Source organism: Endozoicomonas sp. ONNA1, assembly GCF_024606325.1.
Taxonomy (GTDB): Bacteria; Pseudomonadota; Gammaproteobacteria; order Pseudomonadales; family Endozoicomonadaceae; genus Endozoicomonas_A.
Genome location: NZ_JAHHPN010000238.1, coordinates 1 through 20829, shown reverse-complemented (window position 1 = coordinate 20829; position 20829 = coordinate 1). Strand labels below are relative to the sequence as shown.

At 48.2% G+C, this 20829-nt stretch carries 20 protein-coding genes; 11 read left to right on the top strand and 9 right to left on the bottom strand.

Annotated features, from left to right (window positions below):
* Positions 1 to 3481 (top strand): transglutaminase-like domain-containing protein (locus KDK19_RS05740; protein ID WP_257291529.1); only part of this gene is annotated, 3481 nt, incomplete at its 5' end.
* 149 nt (positions 3482 to 3630) lie between these two features.
* On the top strand, positions 3631 to 4959 hold the full coding sequence (locus tag KDK19_RS05735) for an MFS transporter (RefSeq protein ID WP_257252444.1): 1329 nt from the start codon (positions 3631 to 3633) through the stop codon (positions 4957 to 4959).
* Between the two features lie 3 nt (positions 4960 to 4962).
* Here KDK19_RS05735 and KDK19_RS05730 read toward each other — a convergent pair whose 3' ends face one another.
* From KDK19_RS05730 to KDK19_RS05715, 4 genes are all read right to left on the bottom strand, one after another.
* Positions 4963 to 5412 carry a type II toxin-antitoxin system VapC family toxin gene (locus KDK19_RS05730; protein WP_257252445.1) on the bottom strand — a complete coding sequence of 150 codons (450 nt, stop codon included), beginning with the start codon at positions 5410 to 5412 and terminating at the stop codon, positions 4963 to 4965.
* The gene (gene vapB, locus KDK19_RS05725; RefSeq protein WP_257252446.1) at positions 5409 to 5648 is read right to left on the bottom strand and encodes a type II toxin-antitoxin system VapB family antitoxin; all 240 of its coding nucleotides are present in this window, start codon (positions 5646 to 5648) and stop codon (positions 5409 to 5411) included. The genes KDK19_RS05730 and vapB overlap by 4 nt, the downstream gene beginning before the upstream one ends.
* A gap of 97 nt (positions 5649 to 5745) precedes the next feature.
* Positions 5746 to 6042 carry a type II toxin-antitoxin system RelE/ParE family toxin gene (locus tag KDK19_RS05720; protein WP_257252448.1) on the bottom strand — a complete coding sequence of 99 codons (297 nt, stop codon included), beginning with the start codon at positions 6040 to 6042 and terminating at the stop codon, positions 5746 to 5748.
* Positions 6035 to 6256: a ParD-like family protein gene (locus tag KDK19_RS05715; protein WP_257252449.1), complete on the bottom strand. Its 222-nt coding sequence runs from the start codon at positions 6254 to 6256 to the stop codon at positions 6035 to 6037. The genes KDK19_RS05720 and KDK19_RS05715 overlap by 8 nt, the downstream gene beginning before the upstream one ends.
* Before the next feature lie 134 nt (positions 6257 to 6390).
* On the opposite strand from KDK19_RS05715, the gene KDK19_RS05710 reads away from it, so the two are divergent.
* The 5 genes from KDK19_RS05710 (at position 6391) to KDK19_RS05690 (ending at position 10214) form a co-directional block, all read left to right on the top strand.
* The gene (locus tag KDK19_RS05710; protein WP_257252451.1) at positions 6391 to 7041 is read left to right on the top strand and encodes a pseudouridine synthase; all 651 of its coding nucleotides are present in this window, start codon (positions 6391 to 6393) and stop codon (positions 7039 to 7041) included.
* 258 nt (positions 7042 to 7299) lie between these two features.
* Positions 7300 to 8340 carry a peptidoglycan DD-metalloendopeptidase family protein gene (locus KDK19_RS05705; RefSeq protein WP_257252452.1) on the top strand — a complete coding sequence of 347 codons (1041 nt, stop codon included), beginning with the start codon at positions 7300 to 7302 and terminating at the stop codon, positions 8338 to 8340.
* Positions 8341 to 8474: 134 nt separating this feature from the next.
* Positions 8475 to 8909, top strand: a complete 435-nt coding sequence (locus KDK19_RS05700) for a DUF962 domain-containing protein (RefSeq protein ID WP_257280813.1) — start codon at positions 8475 to 8477, stop codon at positions 8907 to 8909.
* 72 nt (positions 8910 to 8981) lie between these two features.
* A complete protein-coding gene (locus KDK19_RS05695) occupies positions 8982 to 9242 on the top strand; it encodes a DUF5062 family protein (RefSeq protein WP_257252454.1) in 261 nt (86 codons plus the stop codon).
* 126 nt (positions 9243 to 9368) lie between these two features.
* Positions 9369 to 10214, top strand: a complete 846-nt coding sequence (locus KDK19_RS05690; RefSeq protein ID WP_257252456.1) for a methyltransferase domain-containing protein — start codon at positions 9369 to 9371, stop codon at positions 10212 to 10214.
* A 19-nt stretch (positions 10215 to 10233) separates the two neighbouring features.
* On the opposite strand, the gene KDK19_RS05685 is transcribed toward KDK19_RS05690, so the two are convergent.
* Entirely contained in the window at positions 10234 to 11844 is a 1611-nt protein-coding gene (locus tag KDK19_RS05685; RefSeq protein WP_257252457.1) for an F-box/WD40 repeat-containing protein, read from the bottom strand.
* Between the two features lie 326 nt (positions 11845 to 12170).
* Between KDK19_RS05685 and KDK19_RS05680 the strand changes: the two genes are divergently transcribed.
* Positions 12171 to 12512, top strand: coding sequence for a DUF2956 domain-containing protein (locus KDK19_RS05680; RefSeq protein WP_257252458.1), 342 nt, complete (start codon positions 12171 to 12173; stop codon positions 12510 to 12512).
* Positions 12513 to 12529: 17 nt separating this feature from the next.
* Here KDK19_RS05680 and KDK19_RS05675 read toward each other — a convergent pair whose 3' ends face one another.
* Positions 12530 to 13999 (bottom strand): DASS family sodium-coupled anion symporter, encoded by a 1470-nt coding sequence (locus tag KDK19_RS05675; protein ID WP_257280811.1) that lies wholly within the window; start codon positions 13997 to 13999, stop codon positions 12530 to 12532.
* Between the two features lie 435 nt (positions 14000 to 14434).
* On the opposite strand from KDK19_RS05675, the gene KDK19_RS05670 reads away from it, so the two are divergent.
* Together KDK19_RS05670 and dbpA are read left to right on the top strand one after the other, a co-directional pair.
* Positions 14435 to 15751: a hypothetical protein gene (locus KDK19_RS05670; RefSeq protein ID WP_257291528.1), complete on the top strand. Its 1317-nt coding sequence runs from the start codon at positions 14435 to 14437 to the stop codon at positions 15749 to 15751.
* 164 nt (positions 15752 to 15915) lie between these two features.
* Positions 15916 to 17295: an ATP-dependent RNA helicase DbpA gene (dbpA, locus tag KDK19_RS05665; protein ID WP_257252461.1), complete on the top strand. Its 1380-nt coding sequence runs from the start codon at positions 15916 to 15918 to the stop codon at positions 17293 to 17295.
* An 83-nt stretch (positions 17296 to 17378) separates the two neighbouring features.
* On the opposite strand, the gene KDK19_RS05660 is transcribed toward dbpA, so the two are convergent.
* From KDK19_RS05660 to KDK19_RS05650, 3 genes are all read right to left on the bottom strand, one after another.
* On the bottom strand, positions 17379 to 18401 hold the full coding sequence (locus KDK19_RS05660; protein WP_257252463.1) for a hypothetical protein: 1023 nt from the start codon (positions 18399 to 18401) through the stop codon (positions 17379 to 17381).
* Positions 18402 to 18691: 290 nt separating this feature from the next.
* Positions 18692 to 18880 carry a hypothetical protein gene (locus KDK19_RS05655; protein WP_257291527.1) on the bottom strand — a complete coding sequence of 63 codons (189 nt, stop codon included), beginning with the start codon at positions 18878 to 18880 and terminating at the stop codon, positions 18692 to 18694.
* Between the two features lie 45 nt (positions 18881 to 18925).
* The gene (locus KDK19_RS05650; protein WP_257291526.1) at positions 18926 to 19975 is read right to left on the bottom strand and encodes a hypothetical protein; all 1050 of its coding nucleotides are present in this window, start codon (positions 19973 to 19975) and stop codon (positions 18926 to 18928) included.
* A 273-nt stretch (positions 19976 to 20248) separates the two neighbouring features.
* Here KDK19_RS05650 and KDK19_RS05645 point away from each other — a divergent pair.
* Positions 20249 to 20829: hypothetical protein (locus KDK19_RS05645; protein WP_257291525.1), on the top strand; the 581-nt coding region annotated here is incomplete at its 3' end.

The window sequence follows — 20829 nt, the reverse complement described above, 5'->3', positions numbered from 1 at the left end:
CACCATCAACCCACCTGAGTACAGCGGTCGAAAACCGCTATCACCGGCGCTGAAAGGGCGTTTCCGGCATTTACCCATCCGCCAGTACAGCCCGACAGAATTGCAGACCATTGCTGAGAAAGTGTTGCCAGAGACCCGGCAGGGGAAAATCATCGCTGAACAACTGACGAAGCTACATTGTCGTCTGAGGGCTTACCTGCAACGGAAAAAACTCCCATTGCAGCCGACCAGTCTTGATTTACAGAATGTGGCCAGAGCTGTTGTCAGAGGGGGTGATTTTACCGAAAAAGCACTTCATCAATGCCTCAATCAATACTATCGGCTTTACCTCGTGGCCGCCAAAACATCGCTGGAGATACTGCCCGGGTCATCGGCTCTTGCCATAGGTAAAAGTGGGCTTGATATTGAACTTTGCAAGTGGTTCAACCAGACGTTTTCGCGCATTAATCGCCCGTGGGTAATACGACGGAGTTATCTCAATAGTATTGACGAGAAAAGCCATGAAATTCGTATCAAGGACAAGCTGAGTGACACGGAAATCAGGACGGAGATCGTCAAACGGATGGCTGAGGCAAAATGGCGAGCAAACGGTCTTCCGTTGAGGCCGGGTCGGTCGGAAGACATTATAATCCAGGCACTTTACCAACACTGGCTGACCCGTTGGTTCGATCTTGAGTATGGCCAGGCGGGCGCGAACGCTGATAGCCTGTTTCAGATGACGGAAGAAGTGAAACGAACTCTGCAAACGTTGGCTTCCAGGGGTTATCTTCAGGAGGCTGACCAGCGGATAGAGGCATGGCATGCCGATGATGCTCGATTGTGGCCCGCGTTCTGGCATCAGATGAGTGATATGGCGAACCGTTGGGTTGACGATTTTACCGAGGAAGCGTTAGCTGACGAAAAAACGGCTATTGCCAGTGATCACGATCCTAAACAATACATTTCAGAAGTCGAATGGGAAAAAGCTCCGGCATTAGACTGGAGCACGAACTTTGAGGACCAGGTGGAGCAACATTATGTACAATGTGAAGTGTTTAATACGCGGAACTATCCTCTCAATATGTATCGCTGGTGGGCAATGGACGTTTATGTGACTGCTCAGGGCGATATCAGACAGCTTGTTATTAATGACAAACACATTCATGGGTTCGATACCCTCAAACCGGAACGGTTACCAGAGCATGGTCGGGAAGTAGCACTAGCAAGCAATCAAACGCTGGCAACCTTTGAGATACCATCAAACATCGACAAATATGCACTGCCCAGCCTGAAGGCTAACGATTACATCGTGGCCCTTCGTGTAGAACCCGATTTGCCATTCACCCTCATCAGGGACCGATATACCGGGCTTCACACGCTGTATTTTACAGAGGCTAGCACCAGACAGGGTATTAAATGCGCTTATATCATAGAGCACAGAGAATCGGGCAAAAAAACACCTGCTAAACGAGCACGACCCAATCGATCAATACGTTCCGACGCCTGCTGTTCAGAAGGCATGAAAACAGTACTCAACAAACTGTTTAAGAACGCTAACGAACAACCACCCGAAGTACAGGTGATTTTGTCGAGAATAGAAAACGCCAAAAACACGGAGCAAAAAGTTGAGGCAATCACGGACTATTGCCGAAGTTTTTCCGGTAATTTTAAACCAGAGCGCCCTAAAAATTTCTTTGATTTCCTCGTCACGAAGCGGCAAGGCAGCTGTCGTCATCGTGCGCCTGTCTTTGTGGCTTTTTGTCGTTATTTCGGGATTCCAAGCCGACAAATTGGAAGCCGTATCCACAGATTTGCCGAGTATTCCGGGGATGGCGGCAAAACCTGGAAGTCGGTGGACTTGGGTGGAGCAACTTCACGCTTAACAAAAATAATACCTCATTTCCAGCCCACCATAAGGTTCAGTCGTTCCAGTAGTGAGTTTAATAAGATTAAGACTCTCCTGAAGGATATTCTGAAAAGTGCTGATTCAGCACAACAGCAAGCTCTGGCTAAAGCCTGTGGCGTCAGCCTTGAGGAGCTGAACAGAATCCTTGAGAGTGCATTGCCAGCAGCCAATTTAGATATTCATAAAGTGGCAAGAAAGCTGTGGGAAGAAAAGGATTTAACCGGTTTTTCCCTGGGCGTCTCAATATTAGAGTCGCTGGAAACAGATTTATTGGGCCATCGCGAGAAGGAATTGGTCAGTGTTGTGTCTCGTTACCCTGGACATATCTGTAAATCAATGTCAGATGCAGTCATACGGATCTTGTCCGACAGTGATAAAGATCTGGTCACTGAGCAACTCAATTTACTCCATTCAAAAATGATTGATCAGGCTGGAGTCAGTCGTTACCAGTGGTTGACTTCAATGGTATACACACTGGCTAAGTGTGACCCGGCCACCCCCTCGTTTATTCTCTTTGCCCGTGAAGCTCTGGAATCGGGTTGGCTGGACCCGCTGCCGACCTATGAGAGCGAAGTGATGAGAGCCGATTGCCATCATTGGTTACTTGAGCGTCTGGAAGATGTCGATGAACTCAAGGTTCAAGCCACCCATTGCCTGAAAAAGTGGTACGGGGAATTATTGTCCAGAGAAAAAAATAGTCAGGTATGGCAGCTGGCTTATGAAAGATTCCAAAAGAACAGAGGTGCTACTCTGTTCGTGACTCATTGTCATGATGGGTTTTTGCGACTCCTTGAAAAGAAAATTGCCAGCTCATTAATACAGCCTGTCTGGACAGATCAACCTGAAGGTGTTCCCGATATAGAACGTATGTTGGTGCACAATCCTGCTTTTCCGCAGTTAATATCGGGTAAAGGTAACCACCGCCCGGTGATTATCATGGGTGAACCTTCCCGGCACGAAACCGGCATGGCTGAAAAGACCGAAGCCCTGTTTCGACTAAACGTTGAGAACAGCCCGGAATTGAAACGGATACTGGAAAAAGTCGATCAATGTGAAGCAACGAAGCAACAGTACTACTCTGATATTCAAGCATTGGAAAAGGATCACAGAAAAACTTTGGGTTATCAGAAAAATCATGCTCAAAAAGAATATGAGAAAAAAAATCTTGCTATCAAAAGCTGGTACAAACCTATTATAGAGTCCCTTGAGGCGTCACCAGAGGACCGAAAGCTTTTGGATGATTTGAGAAAAAAATGCAGTCGAGCGATTTGGCAGGCCTTCAGTCATTATCTTTATGGGATGGCGAACTCGAAAGGTGGTTGTTTAACCTATTGTTGGGCCAAAGCTTCCTTCGGAGCGAGCATGAATTTTGAAAACTATGGCGCTCATGCTCCATCCTCACCTGAAGAGCTGTATGCCATGATGTCGGTAATTGAACACTCACACTGGGTTGTGCAAGCGATTAAGGAAAACTATTTACGGCAGGCGCACGACGCCAGTGACGCTCTGATTCTCAAATCCGATGAGCTGACAAAAATTGCCGAAGAGTTTTTTAACAACGTGAATTTGAAGTCGATCTCTAATGCATTGGTGTAACACCAGGGATGTATTTTTTCTACCTGATTACTGCTAAATGATTGTAGACGTTGCACTTGTCATAGCCCCACGTCATGCTATCTGACAGTAGCCACCTTCCCCTTTTGTAGAGGCGAATTCGGGGATATAACAAACGACGAGGCTTTGACATGGGGCAACAGAGTCAGCTGGCACTGCTGGGCAAAAAACGCTTTCTACCTTTTTTCCTGACCCAGTTCCTGGGTGCCTTTAACGACAACCTCTACAAGAACTCTTTATTACTGATGGCGGCATTCGCCGCAGCAGAGAGCCTGCCATTTAACTCAGATCTTTACATCAATCTGGCTGCTGGCCTGTTTATTCTTCCCTTCTTTCTTTTTTCCAGTGCGGCCGGGCAGATCTGTGACAAATATGAAAAATCGATGATTATCCGCCGGATCAAACTGCTGGAAATTGTCATTATGGCGGTCGCTTCCGGCTTTATCCTTACCCAGAACTATCTGGTTCTGCTGACTCTGCTGTTCTTGATGGGGATTCAAAGCGCTTTTTTCGGGCCGGTTAAATACGCCATTATTCCTCAACACCTCAATGAAAACGAACTGATGGGCGGCAATGCACTGGTAGAAATGGGTACTTTTGTTGCCATACTGGCGGGTACGCTGGGTGCGGGTATTTTGACTGAACAGCCCGATGCTACTATGTGGATAGCCATTTCTGTGGTTCTGTTCGCCATCCTGGGTTATTTGGCATCTCTGTTTATACCCAAGGCTACAGCGGCTGCTCCCGATCTGAAAATAAACTGGAACCTCTTTCAGCAAAGCCTGATTATGATCAGGAAAACCCGATCAAACGACAGCGTTCACAAATCCATTATTGCTATTTCCTGGTTCTGGGCACTGGGAGCCGCCTACCTGACACAGCTTCCCAACCTGGCCAGCGAGACCTTGAAAGGCAGCCCGGAAGTCGTCAGTATCATGCTGGCGATGTTTATTATTGGTGTCGCTGCCGGTTCACTGTTCTGTGGACAACTTTCCAAAGGCCGTGTTGAGCCGGGTATTGTACCCATCGGTGCTCTGGGCCTGAGCCTGTTCGGAATCGATTTGTATTTTGCTATCACTCCTGCCACAACTACGAACTTACTGAGCATTAGTGCTTTTGTCGAAAACGCTGAGAATCTGAGAGTATTACTGGATCTGGGCATGATTGGCTTTTTCAGCGGCCTGTTTATTGTGCCTCTGTACGCCATGGTTCAGCAGAGAACACCTGCGAACCTTCGTGCACAGACGATCGCCGCCCTGAATGTTCAGAATTCATTTTACATGGTGGTCAGTGCCTTGTTTGGCATGGTATGCCTGGGGGTACTACAGCTGTCCATTGAACCATTTTTCCTGACACTCGGTGTACTTAATTTGCTGGTCTGTGCCCTTATTTTCAGACGGGTGCCGGAATTTATAGAACGTTTTGTTGCTCGTTTTGTTAAGAAAGTTGCCGGTCATTGATACTCAATGGCATCTTCCAGCTTGTCTTCTGTGTGCTTTTTTTTCATTAGTCCAGTCTTCCACGGACAGGGAGGGCACCCTGGCGAACTCGCGGGTATTATTGGTGACGCAGGTCATGCCAAGGCTTCGGGTATGTCCCGCGATGAGATTATCGTATCCACCGATTTGCTGACCTGTTGAGCAAAGGTGCTGTCGGATATTGGCCGAATGATCGGCGGCTTTTTCATCAAAGGGAAGAACGGAAACCCGCAACAGGAACTCATTCAGCATGGTGATTTTGCACTGCTTTCTCTTTTCGCTGTCGGAGTTATATACCCCGAACATCAGCTCATCATAGGTGATTGAGGAAATGAACATATCGCCACTGTGGTTGGCTATCTTCTGGCGTACCCGCATGGGGTCGCCTTTTTGCATAGCGAAAATAACCATATTGGTATCCAGCATATATTTCATTCGCCCCAGTCTCCCAGATCCCTGATCTGCATGTCGGGCTGAGGCTCACGCTCAAACTCAACGGCGTTTTCATCAATCATCTGAAAGAATGAGTCCCAATCCCCTTCTATCGGCGTGATTAGAATAGATTCTCCGCGCTTGGAGATTCTGACACGCTTTGTGCCCTCCGGCAGCTCAAACTCTTTCGGGATTCTGACCGCCTGTGAGCGGTTGTTTCTGAATACGCTGGTTTCCATGTTTAGCCCTGTATATATAATTTGTATATCCCAAACAGTAGACTATGACAACCGGTAGATCAATATGTTCAGAAAGGTTGCCATCAACAGCTTTGGGTCACTGGCGCTCTTGCCGCTCAAGGTTCCGGTAAAAATTTTCATGGGAGCCAAAGGAGATCAGTTCCAGAACCAGCTCGCCGTCGTCAAAGTAATAGGCCAGCAGGGTCAATTGTTTTGTCATCTTGAATTTATATACCCGGAGGTGGCTCAGAACGCCTTTCTTCTTATCGCCAATATCGGGATTGTCGGCTATGGCTTTGATGGCTGTATCAAGATCTGCTTTCTGGTTTGGCCTGAGTTTTTTCACGGCTCTTGCAAACCGGGCTGTCTGGAGTATCGTTTCTGCTTTAGCCAAAACGGTACTCCGAGACCAGACCCTGTTTGCGCTCTTCTTCGGCTTCCAGAATATCCTCTATGAAAGTAATGGGCAGGTCAGGGTTTTCCTTGGCTACCTTGCCAAGGCTGGCCCAGTATTCCACCTGTTTTGCCGCCGAGCGTTTTTTGACCTTGCCAACAAGAGTTGCAGCGGTCACCAGTTCTTCATCCAGTCGTAAGGGTCTGCTTGGCATGTTTCAAATCCTGTTTTTTGTATCAGACTGCTACAAATATAGTTATGTGCATCATGCCTGTCAAAAGCCCTGACCATTTTCGTGAGGTCGCGAAACTTGCATAATGCCCACTCATTCATCACTGACCTTTTTACATGACTTTTATCGCACCTCCCTGCCAGGAACCTTTGACGGAGCTTTACCGTGACGCTGAATTGGTGGTCGTTGTTAAACCTGCGGGGCTGCTAAGTGTTCCCGGTCGTCCACCCAACCATAACGACAGTGTCCACGCCCGGTTGCTTGCTATTGAGCCGGAAACCAGAGTTGTCCACAGGCTGGATATGTCCACATCGGGACTGATGGTGTTCGGCTTGAATGCCGCCAGCCACAGAGAACTGAGTCGACAGTTCCGGGATCGGGAAGTGGAAAAAGGCTATATCGCAGAAGTCTGGGGGGTGCCGGATCAGAAATCAGGAGAAATTTGCCTGCCTTTGATCTGCGACTGGCCTAACCGACCCAGACAGATGGTCGATCATGAGCTTGGTAAAAAGGCTCTGACCCGTTATCACCTCATGGCGGGTGATGGCGCTTATGGCAGGGTCTGGCTGGAACCAGTGACCGGCCGGTCTCATCAACTGAGGGTTCACCTGGCTGAGCTGGGACACCCTGTTCTGGGCTGTGAATTTTATGCTCATGACGAAGCCAGAACAGCGTCTGAACGTTTGCACCTGCACGCCAGCCTGCTGATTTTCAAACACCCTGCCACGGGTGAAACCATGAAGTTTGAAAGCCAGCCTCCTTTCTGAAGGCTGGCGGAATTGAGGTATTACTGGAAAAACTAAGTAAAAGCCTCGAGAAGAACAACCGCTTGCACAAGAGTTCAGAGACCATCACTTCGTTCGTTCTCTTTTATATTTCTCTGTCCGATACCCGCTCAGTAAACATCCTGAGAGTCATTGTTATCACTTTCCCTGAAGGTAAGCTTATTAAGGAGAACTCTCCATAGTTCACTTTTTCAAGGGCTGTGATACTGCCTGCAGTTTTTTCAGCCGGGGTCCTGATGAATGCCTGCGAATCTATTTTACAAAGCCTGCACCGGATTGTTGGACAGGAGTAATCGATCATCCGGAAAACTGTTCAATTTCAAAGTCGGACGCAGTTTGCCGGCCGCTCTGATCCTTTCAGTATCTTTCTCAAAGATTGCTTTTGCTCATTCCATTGACAGGCATGAAGTCAGTGCTTTTGAACAATTCAGAACGGTTACCGGCAACATTCAGGGCAGCCTTTACCAAAGTGCGCGAAAAGCTGGAGTTTCAGCCTCTGTCATTCAGCAGTTTGAGACTATTTTTCGATGGCAGCTTGATTTCAATAAAGATCTGAGGGTCGGCGACCGTTTTGAACTACTGATTGACGACTCCCCTAAAAACAGTCAGGGGTTTGGCGGTGACATTCTGGCTGCCCGACTGTATCAGAAGAATAAAACCTACACAGCGGTTCGTCACAGCGATGGGAAGTACTATACGCCGGAAGGGAAACTACTCGGCAGTTCTTTCTCACGATACCCTCTGAGTATAAAAAGTCAGGTCAGCTCTGGGTTTAACCCTGCCAGAAAACACCCGATCACCGGCCAGATTCGCCCGCACCGCGGAACAGATTGGGCAGTGCCGGTAGGTACTGCGGTTTATGCACCGGCTGACGGAGCCATCGTTAAAGCAAAAACCAATCACCCGGCGGCAGGTACCTTCATCGAAATGCAACATGGCAAACGCTATGTCACCCGGTACCTTCATTTGAGCCAGCTGAATGTGCAAGAAGGGCAACAGGTTCGCAAAGGGGACGTGATTGGTAAAACTGGAAATACCGGTTTATCTACCGGTCCTCACTTGCATTACGAATTGTTAATCGACGGCAGGGCCGTCGACGTTATGACTGCTAAACTGCCAAACGGAAAGCCTTTGCGAGGGGAGGCGTTGAAGCAATTTAAAATAGCCACAAAACCGATAATCGCAGCGATGAACCAGAATCGACAGGAACTACTCCTTGCCAGCAAGGAAACCAGTCTTGGTGATAACTGGCTGATGATGAAAAACCGCGGCGCATTTTAAAATCATTAGGAACAACATCACTCGGCAAGGTACCATTGACATCCACGCCCACTCAGTTCGCTGATGGTCTTACGCAAATTAAAGATAATAATAAAAATACTGCTTTAGCAGGTTTCAGTAGAATGAGGCCCCCTATGCAAATGCGAACCCTGACTGAATGGCTTGATGCTTACGCCGAAAGCCACCAGAACCCTACCAACAAGCTAATTCACTGGATCTGTGTTCCGGCGATCATGTTCAGCATCATTGGCATGGTCTGGTCTTTCAGCCCTGCCGCCGTTTTTGTGGTCATGGCCATCACCCTGATTTTCTACTTCATGCTCTCTCTGCCTTTGACACTGGGCATCATCGCTTTATATGCAGCTATGAGCTGCATAGCTGCCAGCCTTAGTGAGTATTTACTGACCGTCAGTATTGCTGTTTTTGTTGTATCCTGGATCTTCCAGTTTGTCGGCCACAAGATAGAGGGCAAAAAACCCTCCTTCTTCGAAGACATCCAGTTTCTGCTGGTCGGGCCACTCTGGTGTCTGAGTTTTCTGTTTAAGAAGTTGAGCTTAAAGGTCCAATGAGGAGGAGCATGAGATCTCTTGGGCTATTATGTACCCTTGTCTTTGAATCTTGAGAAAACGACCGGGTGGCGAATGAAAAAACTGAAAAATGAAAGTGAACTGGTCAAAGAGGCTCTGAGAGTCGGAGCTATTTATGCCCAAAAACGCAAAGCGGGGCAGTTTGAACCGACCGACTCCGCCAAGCAAAAAGTTGAATACCTCTACCGTCTGCTGGTTCATGACAAGCTGATACAACCTCTGGTGAAAGGGGAAGAATCAGAGCCGAGCATGAAGCGCAAGCTGGCGCTCTGGATATCCCGCCAATTGCCAGAAAACCATCCGCTGTTGAAATAGATGCCCGAAATACAGCCATGAGCCGCCGTAACTGATTTAATCACCGGCGGTAAGGGCATTTTTTCATGGCAAAAAGCGGGAATAACAGTAAACTTCTCGGCTCGCACTTCATCTGTACCGGTAATCATGACCCTTATTCTTCGCTGCCCTGTCTGCCACGAACCTCTGGCACAGTCATTCCATACTTCCGGTATGGGTCTGGGCTGCATCCGGAATCACCAGTTTGACCGGGCCAGGCAAGGGTATTTTAATCTGCTTCCGGGGCATAAAAAGCGCAGTAAAAACCCGGGCGATGATAAAACAATGGTTCAGGCCAGAACCCGATTTCTGGACAAGGGCTACTACAAGCCGGTGGCTGATTCGCTGGCCAATACTCTGGACAGTCTTGGGAAGCCTTCAGTAAGCCAACTGTCTATTCTCGATGCCGGATGCGGTGAAGGGTACTACACAGAAAGGTTACAACAGACGTTTCCGGAAGCCTCAGTAACCGGCATTGATATCTCCAAGCCTGCCATTGTAGCCTGCTGCAAAAGAAACCAAGCTGTCCAATGGCTGGTGGCCAGCGTCAATGACATTCCCGTCAAAGATCAGGAGTTGGACGTCATCATCAGTGTATTTTCACGATGCGACTGGAATGAGTTTGCACGACTGTTAAAGCCTGAAGGGCACGTGCTGGTGTTAACTCCGGGAGAGAAGCACTTGCTGGAACTTCGTCAGGTTATCTACGAAACAGTCAGACCTTACCCTGTGGATAAACTGCTCGATCAACTGCCTGAAAGTTTTACTCTGACTGAAACAAAAGCGGTTCAGGGTGTTATGCAGCTCAACTCAGCCACAGATATTATGGACTTACTGGCAATGACCCCACATTACTGGCATGTCAAACCTTCCCAGAAAGAAAAGCTCGCCAGCCTGAATGCTTTGCAGTGCCGCTTTGATATGAAGCTCTATGTAATGCAACGAGCAGGATAGCTAAACACCCGGAACAGGATCACTTATTGACAACAAACAATTGATTATTCGCCCGTAATTCAGTGATTTTTACGATGCCATCCTCACTGGAGGTGACCACATCGCCGCCATCAGCGCTAAAGGTGGCCGATGTGATAGCTTTATCATGGACAATGCTGGCTTTTTCTAACCATGACCCGTCATCCTGCTGACCAATGATTTTTGCCGTTTTTTGATATAAGGCTTTAGTCACCACATGGCGACCGTCAGGACTGAAGGTGGCTGATAAGGCACAATATTTATGGGGAAAGGTGGCTTTTTCTTCCCATAACCCATTGGCTTTTCTGCCGTAAATTTTCACTGTGCGATCGTCACTGGCAGTCACAAGATGTCGGCTATCGGGGCTGAAGGTGGCGAATTTGACAGTTTTTCTGTGTTGAATGATGGTATTTTCTTCCCATGATCCATCGGACTTCTTCTCATAGATTTCCGCCTTGCAATCATCACTGGCGGAGACCACATAACGACCATCGGCGCTGAAGTTGGCTGACCAGACAGCAGCATCATGGGTAATGACATCTTTTTTTTCCCATGATCCATCGTCCTTCTTGCTATAGATTTGCGCCGTTTTATCCCCACAGGCGATTATCAGGTGGCAGCCATCGGTGCTGAAATTGGCTGAACCGACAGCATTCCTCCGGCGAAGGATAGCTGTTAACTCCCATGATTGATCCTCTTTCTGGCTATGGATTTTCACTGTTTTATCCCAACTGGCGGTCACCAGATGTCGACTATCGGTGCTGAAGCTGGCTGATGTGATCATAGCACTATGGGAAATGATGGTTCCTGGCTCCCATGATTCATTGCTTCCCAGGTCATATATAGTCTCGGTGCCACTCCAACTGGTGGTCACCAAATGCTGACTATCAGGGCTGAAAATCGCTGATTGGGGCCCTCCGTGATGGGGAATGGTGGTTTTTTTTTCCCATGTTCCATCAGTCTTGCGACCGTAAATTTTTGCCGTTTGGTCGCCATTGGCGGTTACCAGATATCGACCGTCAGCACTGAGTGCGGCTGATTTGACCCTATTGCGGTCTGATATATTCATGCGCTCGTAAATGCTGGTGGTTGAGTTAAATTTATAATTTTTGTCGATGGTGGCTTTAGTGACTAATTCAAATGTTTCACATTTAGACATCAGCTCAGCTTTGGTGAAAAATAATAGCGCAGGTAAATAAATACTCTCCTGTCGGCGATCTATAAGTGACGTGACTAACGCCTGATCATTCGAAAACGACTCAAACCACGCACGGAGTTGATTCTCATTTCTTGTGGTGATGGTCATCCTTAGTTGATCCTGATGCGGTAAAGAAAACTGCCGATACCAGGCTTTTGCAAGAGCGTTATTTTGTTTAACAACGTCGCGAAGGCGGGTACATACCTTTTGCAAACTGCGAATATCCCGAAGTTTTAATTTGCAAAAAATCATGGACAGTGTGTCTGACGGTAAATCCTGCAATGAATATTTTTTTTTGTCAGTTGTGGTGATGGACCTCCCCGCATTGTTACCCGTTGGTGTTAGGGATAGAGCGCGAGCCCGGGCTCGCGTTAGTGGTGGTTCAGTGCGGGGATTATTATTTATCGCATGCATGTCTGGTTCCGAAAAGCTGGTATTTATCTCCGATCAGCAAGGAGGTTCAAAATAATGTACTCAGTTGGAGGCAGTTTCAGAATGAAAGTTCATAACATGTTGTTAAGCGTAACTAACAAAATTTCTTCAGGCTCACGCGCTGACTTTCAAGAAAGATGTCATTCAGTGGCAGCAGACAATCAATGATTCTCTCTGTAGCTACCCGGAAGATGGCTATAGCTGATCAGAAGGCATAACCACAGAGTCTTGGAGATCTGGGCTGATTTCATCAGAGTCTTGCTTTATTATCCCACTCTTCTTTCCCTGCCCCGAGACTGTCTTACGATATGGCCAGCCCCCGAAAAAAAACCGACCCATCCAAAACCCGTGAAGAGGCCATGTCGGTGGCCAGGGCCACTCAGCGGCCCGGTCAGAGCAAAGAACAGACAAAACTAATTGCCCAAGGCATCCAAAAAGGCATTGAGCACTATAAAAAGCAGCAAAAAGCCAAAGCCCGGGAACTGGATAAACACCTGAAAAAAGTGAAAAGGCAGTCAGAGCCCCCTGCCACAGAGGTTGAAACGATCACTGAGGAAGTAACCCGCTATAAACAGCACTGGCTGCCCTGGCTTTTACTGGGCCTGAGCTGGGCAGCGTTTGCTGCTTACTTCTTTGCATCTGGCGTCTGAAACTTCAGGTTCTCTGGCTAAAAAAACCTCTCCACCAGCAGCGAGCACAATACAGTGATAATCACTATACCCGCCAAATTCAGAATCAGGCCACTTCGAATCATCTGACGAATCGATAACAGACCTGAGCCAAACACGATAGCATTGGGGGGAGTGGCAACGGGCAGCATAAAGGCGCAACTGGCGGCTATGGCTGCTGGAATAGCCAGAACTTCCGGGTCCAACCCAAGGGAGACAGCCAGTGCTCCCAAAGGCGGCAGGAAAGCAGCCGTAGTGGCCGTATTACTGGTAATTTCGGTCAGGAAGATAATCACGGAAACCACCAGCGCAATGGCGGCGATGGTGGGCAATCCATCCAACACCTGAAAGTTACTGGCGATCCATTCTGCCAGCCCTGTTTTTCGGATAATCGCAGCCAGACTCAGACCGCCTCCGAACAGTAGCAAAACATCCCAGGGAAGCTTGCGAATATCTTTCCAGTTAAGAAGAAAATCGAGCTTTTCACCCCACCGGACAGGAATGATGAACATCAGCAGTCCTCCGGCAAGGGCTATAGCTGTGTCAGTAAGCTTTATACCCGGTAAAAAGCCGGACAGCCAGGGTCTGAAGATCCAGCATAATGCGGTTGCGGTAAAAATCACTGCTACCCATTTTTCAGCCCTGCTCAAAGAGCCCATGGAAGCTAATTGTTCTTTTAAAGACTTGCGTACAGATTCATTTTCTCCCGGACGAAGCTTATAGCCCCCCGAACTGAGCCACCAACCCGTGACCAATAGCATCAACAGCGTCGCAGGCATACCTACCAGCATCCATTGGGCAAAGCCAATTTCTATGCCGTATTGCTCACTGAGAAAAGCCGCTAACAAGGCATTGGGAGGTGTTCCAATCAAGGTGCCAAAGCCGCCAATGGAAGCGCCGTAGGCTATAGCCAGCAGCAGAGCCGCAGGAAAATGTCCGTGGGAGCCCCGTTCTTCCTTCATCATTGAGATCACAGACATACCAATGGGTAACATCATGATAGCCGTGGCGGTATTAGACACCCACATGCTGATAAAAGCGGTGGTGAGCATGAATCCTATGACCTGTCGACGCTCACCGGTGCCAGAGGCCAGCATGGTCAGAAGCGCAATTCGGCGATGCAGGTTCCAGCGTTCCATAGCCAGACCCAGCATGAAGCCTCCCATAAAAAGATAGATGACAGGGTGGGCATAAGCCGAAGCGACTTTATCCAGAGAGAGCAGGCCAACTAACGGAGCCAGCAGCAGCGGTAACAGTGCGGTCACTGCGATAGGCAGTATTTCCATGGACCAGAAAACGGCCATCATCAGAGCCAGCCCAGCACAGTGCCAGGCAGCAACAGGCATATCCTCGGGCGCAGGCAGCACCAGCGTCATAACAAACAGGGCCCCCCCTGCGATGAGCCCAATCAGCCAGATATAAGGGTTGGCACCCGATTCCAGCTCTGACGAGGAGGGTTGTTTACTCATGGTCTGTTCCTTAGAAGTATTCTGTTTATAAGTCGGTTACTTCCTTGATTTATTCACCCGTCCGCTTCCAAAAATCGAAAATCCCCCTCTTCATGCTCGGTAAATGGTCATTCTGACCAATGGGTTTCCGGGCAATATGACAATCTGTGTTCTAATCTGTCCACGGTTAGGAAAATAAAATCATGAACGATTGCGGTAATGGACTCCTTCTTATCTATAAAATCCTTTTCAATCAGAGCGGCTTTCTCTGTAAGTCTTGTACTGATGTTGTTTGCATCTATGTCAGCTTACCAGGTAAAAGCGGCTGACAAGCCGTCCTTTGACAAGCCTGTGTGCTTAAAACACTCGTGCTCTATAGAAATGCAACCGGACGGCTTCGGAGGTTATATCTGTCTGTGGTGTATTCAGAATACGCTCAATCAGATGGAAGATGCTATGGAGGCACAGCAAGCCCGTCGCTATGCTGCTGAAACGGCTCTGATGGAAAACGGGCCAGACTCTGACGATCCGAATAGAGATAATGTTGCTCTTTTAGAGGATCAGATGGAGCGCGGCTGCCTGTTGCGAGATGAGAGACAGGAATCGGGCGGCTATGCTTGTTATTCTGCTATGATCAGTGCCCGTTCTGATTTATCTCTGCCAGCCACTGCCAAATACAGTTTTGAACAAACGGCAGGGCACAAGAGCAGCTTTCCTACTCACGACGATCTCCACGAAGAAAATCTGGCCGTCGAATCATTGTCCGCTGAAACGACAACTACAACCACTCCTTCTGTCGCTCACAATCTTATTCCACCCATTGAACAAGGAGTTTATGAAGAATTTCAAACTGTGCGACCTTCAGTGCAGGATTCAGAAGGCTCATCTATTGCTTACAACCTTATTGAACGACTTGAAAAGAGAGGCTATGGAATATCAGGCACTCATGCTTCGGCCCTGCCCCGTGGGGAAGCCATGTTGCTACTGAGAGACAAGGCGGAACTGCCTGTCCTGATCTCACTATTGTCAGATTTTAATATCAAATTTGCTGATCAATCACTGTTGAATCTCAAGTCGCTTTTGCTTTCAGGTAAATACCTTATTATCCGGATGATCCAAAAAGATGGGATGATCACGGTTATCCATATTCACCCTGTAGAAAACAAGCAGGCTCTGATTATTACAGAGCTGGGTCTGCAGAGTTCGCCCATTTGTATCGAAAACCTGACCCTCCTTCTTAGTGCTTTTCTGAATCATGAAGAGGTGACAGAACTGGCTGTTTTTACTCACGAGGCAGTTCCAGACGATCCCGCCCCCTCATCAGAAGGCGCAACTGCCGCGGCTATGCTCACTAACTCCCTGACAGTCGCCATTATCGAATATATTCAACAGCTGGGGCATTCTTCACCAGAATATCCTCCTATCGAACATACTGGCGCGATCCGGGAGCTCAAAAAGACACAGGATCAGGCCGAACTTGCGCTATCAATGCCAAATTATGGCTTCCAGCCCGGCCCCACTGAAGGTAGCGCTTTGCAGAATGTCGAAGCACTGACCGGAGCACAAACTCCCTTTATGGCTCAATTGATGACTCCAGACCAAGAGGTCACAGTGATCAATTTTCAGCCAGAAGCATCAGGTGATGTCATGCTGAGCTTGTCAGGAAGGCACTTTGTCATAGACAGGAGAGAGATCGGTGCATTGTTTGACTGGATCATCAACCAGTTCAAACCGGTAATACAGATTTTCATTCTGGCACCTCTCTACTTCTAACTATTTCTAACTATTCCTGAGCAAGCTACCCCTTTGATGGGTATACTCCGCATCCGCGCTTTTTCATCAGCTCTGTTATACTCCTGACCCCAAAATGCATTGCCACACAGATTTGAGTGATGTTATATCCGGCGATGCAGACTTTTCACGGTAGAGAGTAAACCTTGATTACACACCCTTTTTCCGACTTGCCGCTGCCCGAAGCGCTGCTGAACAACCTGGAGCAGATTGGCTACCGGGAAATGACCCCTATCCAGCAAAAAAGTTTACCTCTGGCCATGGCCGGCAGAGACCTTATTGCCAAGGCCAAAACCGGCAGTGGTAAAACGGCAGCCTTTGCCATTGGCATGCTTTCGGGCATTCATCAACGCTTTTTTGGCTGTCAGGGTCTTGTGCTCTGCCCCACTCGTGAACTGGCCACCCAGGTCGCCAACGAAATTCGAAAACTGGCTCGCTACCGTCAGAACATCAAAGTCGTTACCTTATGCGGTGGACAACCTATTGGCCCACAGATCAGCTCACTCTCCCATGGTGCCCATATCGTTGTCGGTACACCGGGAAGAATTCAGGATCATCTGCGTAAGCGGACACTCACTCTCGAACAACTAAAAACGGTGGTATTGGATGAAGCTGACCGGATGCTGGATATGGGATTTATTGATGCCATTGAAAACATTCTGAATCACACCCCGCCAAACAGGCAGACGCTGCTTTATTCAGCCACCTATCCCAAACAGATCAGGGCCCTGAGCCAAAAGTTCCAGTCTGAGCCTGAAGAGGTCACTGTTGAGTCAGTGCACACTCACCAACACCTTCAGCAGTTTTTCTATCAAGCTGAGAACCCTGACAAACCAGAAACCCTCTGCAAACTGCTGAACCATTATCAGCCCGCTTCTACTGTCATCTTCTGTAATACCAAACAGACCTGCAAAGACGTTGGTACTTACCTTTATGACCAGGGGTACAGGCCATTGGTGCTGCACGGTGATATGGAACAGCGAGAACGAGACCAGATGCTGGTAAGGTTTTCAAACCAGAGTGCCGACATTCTGATTGCTACCGATGTCGCAGCCCGGGGTCTGGATATTAATGATCTGGCGGCTGTTATCAATTATGACCTGAGTCGAGATCCGGAAGTCCATGTTCACAGAGTCGGGCGAACAGGTCGTGCTGGTAAAGAAGGTCTGGCCTTGAACCTGCACACCTCCCGTGAGCAATACAAACTGGATGCTATTGCCGATATGCTGCGAACCGAACTCACTTTTGCTGACCACAGAGCACTGAAGCCAGCAACACAACCGCCTCCAAAAGCCCCAATGGTGACGCTGGCTATTGATGGAGGAAAAAAGAACAAGGTACGCCCTGGCGATATTCTGGGCGCTCTTACCGGTGAAGCAGGCATTCCCGGTGACCAGGTCGGCAAAATTAATGTTTTTGATTTTGTCGCCTACGTGGCTATTAAAAGGGAAAGTGCCCGGAAAGCTCTGGCTCGACTTGAACAGGGCAAAATCAAAGGCCGGAAGTTTAAAGTTCGCAGACTCTGATTGATTCTGTGACTTGTGCACCTTCAGCTCATAAGACATTCGACTTGTATTATGAGCTGCCTTTTTGGAGACAGTCTCTTACATCACGGGGTAATACACCGGATAGTATTCCAGTCCAGATTTTTCGCTTCCTGAGTGATCTGTTCATTACAGATGTAACAATGGTTGCGGTTATGATCAGTATCACCGTGTTTGACTTTTCTGCCAATGATGCAGTGGCCCTTCATGTCCATGCAGAACCTTTGTTTATAGTTGAATAGGGCACATTCACTCAGATCTACAGCGGAATGCCTCATTTCTTTCCCGTCTCGAATCCAGTAATGTCCGCTATCAGTCCCTTTATCAAACTTGCAGACATCAATTTGGCCTCGGACATATTCGGGAAACCTGCACTTTTGATTGTTGGGTATTCGGGTTGCCAGAACATGAAGAGCGCTACCGTTGTGGGTATTGTCTGAGTCAACAGTCTCGTAATAACGAGACCCAGCCAGCTCACAGCGCTGACCGTCGGCCGATATAGTGCCAAAAGAGAAGTAGCTGCGCTTTTCTCCAGGCACTTTTTCGACCCTGCTCTCCATACAGAGATTAGGTTGCTGCCTGACAAACCCGGCTTTTTCGGAAACTTTGTCGCCACCAGCAACAGGTTGTTGCTCATACGTTTCATCCTGAGTAAAAATCCCGAACTCTCCCTGCCCTTGGTCACAAAATTCAAAAACACGTTTTGATAGAAAGAGTGCAGTGGTCATACCGGCGGGGTCTTTCAAATAGGGATTATAGGTTTTCGCTTGCTGTAACTGAGTGTATTTAGCCAACAACCATTGAAACTGATAGCTGTAGGAGTAGCTTCCACTGGAATCTCTGTACAAACAGGCCAGAACCGGAGTGCCTGCTCCTGTGTAGTAACCAACATATCCGACCTCAACACCAGATCCTACCAGTGAATGCGCCACACAGAGTGGTACATCGTTACCGGTTTCCATGATTTCAGAGAGAGCATCCACGTTATAGGAGCCGTTGATATGTGTCGTAAGCCAACATGCTTGTTCAGCTTCCCCATGAGCCACGGACAGCAAAAGGAAAGTTCCTATCAGACTGGATAAGGCCATTCGAACTGCCTGCATCAGATTTCACCCACTAATAAAAATTGATAATTCAGACCCCACTGCCCAGGGGCTGTTCGGGACTGATTCACGATGTACCTACGCAAGTTCCAAAATCCCAATGGAACCTGCTATTTCTGGAGGTATGATTTTCTGGACAGTTTTATATAGACGAGGATGCGACTGACCGCCAATTCCCTTTGCACTGTCACGCAAGAAGTACCACTCAACGTTGGCTTCAGGTATAAGTCAGCAGCTAGCAGCCTGTCGGACTTAAGGCTGTCCTACTGCGATTTTCAAACCAGAGCGCCGACATTCTGATTGCTGTCGATGTCGCAGCGGGGTCTGGAGTTGATGACCTGAAGGCCGTTATCAACTGTGACTCGCGCCTTGAAGAGGGAAGGATTGAGATTGAGGGCCGGAAGTTTAAAGTTTGCAGACTCTGATAATTCCTGTGTCTGCTGTGCTTTCAGCTCATAAGACATCCGAATTGTATTATGAGCTGGAATTTTTGGAAAAAGTCTCTTAAATCAAGGGGTAATACACTTAATCTTGCTCCAGTCCAGTTTTTGCGCTTCCTGAGTGATCTGTTCATTACAGATATAACAGTGGTTGCGGTTATGATCAGTATCACCGTGTTTGACTTTTCTGCCAATAATGCAGTGACCTTTCATGTCCATGCAGAACCTTGGTTCGTAGTTGAAACGGGCACACTCGCCCAGATCTCTGGCAGAATGCCTCATTTCCTGACCGTCCCTAATCCAGTAATGGCCGCCATCAGTCCCAATATCAAATTTGCAGACATAAATATTGCCTCTGACATATTCAGGAAACCTGCACTTCTGATTTTTGGGTGTTGGGGCTGCCATAACTCGAAGAGTGCCCGCTTGATTACTATCACCCAAGGCACTGCCTGAGTGAACGGTCTCATAATAACGAGACGGACTCAGCTCACAGCGCTGGCTATCGGTCGATCGAGTGCCAAAAGCGAAGTAATTGCGTTTTTCTCCCAGGACTTCCTCGGTTCCGCTCCCCATACAGAGGTTAGGTTGCTGTCCGGTAAATTCGCTTCCTTCGGAAGCTTTCTCGCCACCAACAACGGTTTGCTCCTGATAAGTTTCACCCTGCGTAAAAAACCCGGACTCTTCTGACCCTTGGTCACAATATCCAAAAACACGTTTTGATAGAAAGAGTGCAGTGCTAATACCAGCAGGGTCTTTCAAATAGGGATTATGGGCTTTCGCCGCCTGCAACTGAGAGTATTTAGCCGACAACCATTGAAACTCATAACTATAAGACTGACTTCCGCCAGAATCCCAATACGAACAGGCCAGAACCGGGCTATCTTCTCCTGGCTGATAATGAACATATCCGACCTCAACGCCGGAGCCCGTCAGCGCACGAGTCACACACAGTGGCACATCATCGCCAGTTTCCATGATCTCGGAGAGGACATCCACGTTATAGAAGCTGTCAGTATGGGTTGTCAGCCAACATGCTTCCCCGGCTTCCCCACGGGCCATGGACAGTAAAAGGAAGGTTCCTATCAGGCTGGATAAGGCCACACGAACTGAGCGCATCAGAATTAACCCACCACCGTAGATTTAAATTGACAACCCAGACCCGGCTGCACACAGGCTGTTGAGACGGTTTCACTACCCCAATGAAGACTGTTGATTTCTGAGTTATCTATGCCTGAAGGATCTATATAGACGAAGATACGACTTACCGCCAATTCCCTTTGCACTGTGACTCAAGAAGTAACCCTGGGTAATGGCTATAAGTAAAAGTCAGAATGGGAGCCATGGCTAACAAGCGGTAAGTTGTTACTTTTACCTACGCAATAACGACAAATGAAAAAATCGATTCTGACGGCTGCCATCCTGACGGCAAGCGTTACCATTGCCAAGGCAGATATTATTGGCGCGAAACTGGGTTACAACTATTGGAATACTACCAACCACGGTGACTTTCAGACCGTTTACGGACAGATAGAACACCCGATCCCCCTGCTTCCCAATCTGGCGGTAGGCTATAGCAGGCTTAACCATGACAAGCTGAAGTTCGACAGTTACGATGCTTCCGGCTACTACGAAATTCTGGATAATGGCAATATCGCTCTGGATCTGGGAATGGGGGTTCGTCGCTTTGACAGCGGTGAATATCGGAATGCCTCTTTCAGCGATACAGTCCCCATGCTAACCGCCGATGTGGAATTGTTTCAGGACAGCATCATTAGCTTTTACAGCAAGCTTTACGCAGGTCGCTCAGGCGATACTGACTTTAATGATCTGGAAGTGGGTGTCCGTTTTTACCTGTTTGCCGGCCTGAAACTGCAAGGTGGCTACCGCACCTACGACATTGATATGGATGGCACCAAGGGCATCTATGACGATGAGCGTATCAAGGGCTTTAATCTGGGCCTGCACTGGGA

What these genes read in the sequence shown, in the direction of transcription:
- KDK19_RS05650 (WP_257291526.1), bottom strand. Translation starts at nt 19,975, where the DNA reads ATGCGCTCAGTTCGTGTGGCCTTATCCAGCCTGATAGGAACCTTCCTT.
- KDK19_RS05690 (WP_257252456.1), top strand. Translation starts at nt 9,369, where the DNA reads ATGACCCTTATTCTTCGCTGCCCTGTCTGCCACGAACCTCTGGCACAG.
- vapB (WP_257252446.1), bottom strand. Translation starts at nt 5,648, where the DNA reads ATGGAAACCAGCGTATTCAGAAACAACCGCTCACAGGCGGTCAGAATC.
- KDK19_RS05670 (WP_257291528.1), top strand. Translation starts at nt 14,435, where the DNA reads ATGGAGGCACAGCAAGCCCGTCGCTATGCTGCTGAAACGGCTCTGATG.
- KDK19_RS05680 (WP_257252458.1), top strand. Translation starts at nt 12,171, where the DNA reads ATGGCCAGCCCCCGAAAAAAAACCGACCCATCCAAAACCCGTGAAGAG.
- KDK19_RS05715 (WP_257252449.1), bottom strand. Translation starts at nt 6,256, where the DNA reads ATGCCAAGCAGACCCTTACGACTGGATGAAGAACTGGTGACCGCTGCA.
- KDK19_RS05710 (WP_257252451.1), top strand. Translation starts at nt 6,391, where the DNA reads ATGACTTTTATCGCACCTCCCTGCCAGGAACCTTTGACGGAGCTTTAC.
- KDK19_RS05695 (WP_257252454.1), top strand. Translation starts at nt 8,982, where the DNA reads ATGAAAAAACTGAAAAATGAAAGTGAACTGGTCAAAGAGGCTCTGAGA.
- KDK19_RS05675 (WP_257280811.1), bottom strand. Translation starts at nt 13,999, where the DNA reads ATGAGTAAACAACCCTCCTCGTCAGAGCTGGAATCGGGTGCCAACCCT.
- KDK19_RS05700 (WP_257280813.1), top strand. Translation starts at nt 8,475, where the DNA reads ATGCAAATGCGAACCCTGACTGAATGGCTTGATGCTTACGCCGAAAGC.
- KDK19_RS05685 (WP_257252457.1), bottom strand. Translation starts at nt 11,844, where the DNA reads ATGCATGCGATAAATAATAATCCCCGCACTGAACCACCACTAACGCGA.
- KDK19_RS05735 (WP_257252444.1), top strand. Translation starts at nt 3,631, where the DNA reads ATGGGGCAACAGAGTCAGCTGGCACTGCTGGGCAAAAAACGCTTTCTA.
- KDK19_RS05705 (WP_257252452.1), top strand. Translation starts at nt 7,300, where the DNA reads ATGCCTGCGAATCTATTTTACAAAGCCTGCACCGGATTGTTGGACAGG.
- KDK19_RS05655 (WP_257291527.1), bottom strand. Translation starts at nt 18,880, where the DNA reads ATGTCTTATGAGCTGAAAGCACAGCAGACACAGGAATTATCAGAGTCT.
- KDK19_RS05730 (WP_257252445.1), bottom strand. Translation starts at nt 5,412, where the DNA reads ATGAAATATATGCTGGATACCAATATGGTTATTTTCGCTATGCAAAAA.
- KDK19_RS05660 (WP_257252463.1), bottom strand. Translation starts at nt 18,401, where the DNA reads ATGGCCTTATCCAGTCTGATAGGAACTTTCCTTTTGCTGTCCGTGGCT.